This is a genomic window from Sulfurimonas sp., assembly GCF_027056685.1.
In the GTDB taxonomy this organism is placed as follows: Bacteria; Campylobacterota; Campylobacteria; order Campylobacterales; family Sulfurimonadaceae; genus Sulfurimonas.
Map to the genome: position 1 here is coordinate 1 of NZ_JALUKE010000067.1, position 3,138 is coordinate 3,138.

Genomic DNA, 3,138 nt, shown 5'->3' on the forward strand with positions numbered 1-3,138 from the left:
TCTCAGGACTTGCACAATATATGCACTTTAAAGGGCATGAAGTGAGCGGTTCTGACATTAAAGACACCATCATCACAAAAAAACTACGAGATATGGGCATTGCTATTACAGTTGCCCATGCTGCTTCAGCTATTACAGACCAAGACCTCGTTGTGCACTCTGCCATCATCAGCCCTGACAATCCTGAAGTAGTCGCAGCAAAAGCAAAAGGCATCGAAGTGCTTGCGCGCCGCGAAGCACTGCTGAAGATTTTAGATGACAAAAAGGTTTATGCCGTAGCAGGTGCACACGGTAAAAGTACCACAAGTGCCATTTTAGCTTCCATTATGGAGGGTTCTGCCATTATTGGGGCAGAGTCAAAAGCATTTGGCTCAAATGTGCGTTATGATGAAAAAAGTGATGTGATGCTCTTTGAAGCAGATGAGAGTGATGGAAGTTTTGTAAACACAAACCCGTACTGTGCCATTGTCATAAATGCAGAGCCAGAGCATATGGAGTACTACGACTACAACTATGAGCTTTTTTACGATACCTACAAAACTTTTATAAACCTCGCCCCGCTTAAAGTTCTAAACGCAGAAGACCCATTTCTCTCCACCCTTGTAGATACAGTAGATGCAAAATGGCTCTACCCAAGCAAAGACATTAAAAACATAGAGTTCGTTCTTATAAATAATGAACCCCACACCCGTTTTACTTTTAAAGATTTTGGCTCTTTTGATGTTTGGGGGTTTGGAAAGCACATCGCCATTGATGCTGCACTTGCTATTTTAGCAGCGCATGAATCTATGGATATTGAAGATATTCGTCAAAATCTTCTCACATTCAAAGGCATTAAAAAGCGTTTTGACATTGTAGGTTTTGAAAGCGACAGCGTAATCATTGATGATTATGGACACCACCCTACAGAGATAAAAGCGACCTTTGAATCAGTCAAAGAGTACGCACATCTCAAAGGTTTTGAAAAAATTACCGCTATCTGGCAACCACATAAATACTCACGCACTATTGACAATCTCGATGAGTTCATCAAATGTTTTGATGGTGCTGCAGAGCTTATCATTCTTCCTGTATGGTCAGCAGGTGAAGCTCCTCGTGAAATAAATTTCCAAGAGAGTTTTAAAGAGTACAATCTCACAATGGCAGATAAAATCTCCCGTACAAACAATACCATCAAAGTTATCAAAGACAACAAAGACTTAGAAACCCTAGATAAGGGGCTTATTATTGGTTTTGGGGCTGGTGACATCACCTACCAAATCAGAGGAATTGCATAGTGGCGTACATAGTATCTTTTGTTCTTTTAATCGGGCTCTTTTACATACTGCACTACTTTACAGAACTTACTAAGATGCATAAAATATCCATTACAACAGCACTGTTTGTCATTATCTACAGTGCCATAGCCTACAATACTTACCAAAACAACCAGAGACAAAAACTCCTCAATATCGTCACCCAATACAAACAGGGCAAAACTATAAAATGTAAAGACAGAGATGTAAACGCAGCAAGCTACTCGCTGAGCATCGGAACCTACACATTTATAGGAAAAAAGAACACCCCACATTATGCGGAAATGATAAGTGCAACAGACTGTGAATAAGACAACAACAAAAATACAAACGCTCATAAATCAACTCGATTTATCCCAATATATTGAACAATTTAGTAGCTTTTTTTCTCGTGAACATCCACTCTACATCGAAGGCGACCAAGAACTTCATTTTAGATACATCAAAGAGCTTGATAAACTTGAGTTTAAAGCACCTCCAAAAGTCATTGATTTTTACGAGATTCATGGGCATTTAAAAAAACACGGTCTGCTCACATTTGAGCAGATATTTGAAATAGTCAAAATCGTGCGCTATTTTCGCTACTTTGAAAAACGGGAACTCGAAGGGCTCATTGGGGAGTGGATGGAGAAGTTTATCATCCCTGAAAAGTTTTTAGAGGTAGAGAAATACTTCACACATGATGGCAAGTTTGAGGAGAATCTCGATGAAAATCTTTTTCATCTCACTGAGCGTGTAAAAGAGCACAAAAACAACATTTCAGGTGCACTTAAACGCCTGATGTCAAGCTCAAAACTAGCAGGTTATCTTGTAGATACACAAATCCATCTTATTAATAACGAAGAGTGTCTGCTCGTTCGCGGTGGCTTCAACCATGTACTAAAAGGTGCAGTTCTTGGACGCTCTACCGGTGGATTTTTCTATATTGCACCAGATAGCATACTAAAATCAAAAGAAAAAATCCGTTTTATAGAGCAAGAGAGAGAGGCTATTTTTTATGAGTATGCAAAAACTTTCTCTACAAAATTAGCAGAGTTACAGCCTTTTATAAAGTTTATAGACAAAGAGTTTACACGCTTTGATAACTATCAGGCGCGTGTACTCTTTGCAAAGAGTAAAAATCTACAGCTTATCAAAAGCAAAAAAGACACTAAAATAGTGCTCAAAGATTTCGTCCACCCTGCCCTACATAAAGCAAAACCTATTAGCGTCGATTTTTCTAAAAATATTTTGATGATTACAGGGGTCAATGCTGGTGGTAAAACCATGTTGCTTAAGTCCATCCTCGCTTCTGCATTTATGGCAAAATACATCATTCCTATGAAGCTAAACGAAGTACACTCACATATTGGAAGTTTTAAAGCCGTTCAAGCCATCATAGACGACCCACAAAATGTTAAAAATGACATCTCTACCTTTGCAGGGCGTATGCAGCAGTTTTCCAACATCTTTGAGTACAAGTCTGCCCTTGTAGGTGTCGATGAAATAGAACTCGGAACTGACTCTGATGAGGCAGCAGCACTCTTTAAAGTCATACTTGATGAGCTGATAAAACGCGGACAAAAAATAGTAGTCACAACCCACCACAAACGCCTTGCAGCACTTATGGCTGATCGTGATGATGTGGAACTTATGGCTGCCATCTATGATGAAGAGGCACGAAAACCGACCTATGAGTTTATGCAAGGAATCATTGGGAAGAGTTATGCCTTTGAGACTGCAAGCCGTTATGGGATTTCTCATAAATTAGTCCAAGATGCGAAAAAAGTATATGGCGATAATTCTGAAAAACTCTCCATGCTCATTGAACGCGGAAGTCAACTTGAGCGTGAACTCAAACAAA

At 39.4% G+C, this 3,138-nt stretch carries 3 protein-coding genes; all 3 read left to right on the plus strand.

The genetic code is table 11. The annotated features are described in order from the left end of the window. A partial coding sequence (murC, locus tag MVY38_RS02920; RefSeq protein ID WP_297483469.1) for a UDP-N-acetylmuramate--L-alanine ligase occupies nucleotides 1-1,277 on the plus strand: 1,277 nt, incomplete at its 5' end. Next, entirely contained in the window at nucleotides 1,277-1,606 is a 330-nt protein-coding gene (locus MVY38_RS02925; protein WP_297483471.1) for a hypothetical protein, read from the plus strand. The genes murC and MVY38_RS02925, both read left to right, overlap by 1 nt. Then, a partial coding sequence (locus MVY38_RS02930; RefSeq protein ID WP_297483473.1) for an endonuclease MutS2 occupies nucleotides 1,599-3,138 on the plus strand: 1,540 nt, incomplete at its 3' end. The genes MVY38_RS02925 and MVY38_RS02930, both read left to right, overlap by 8 nt.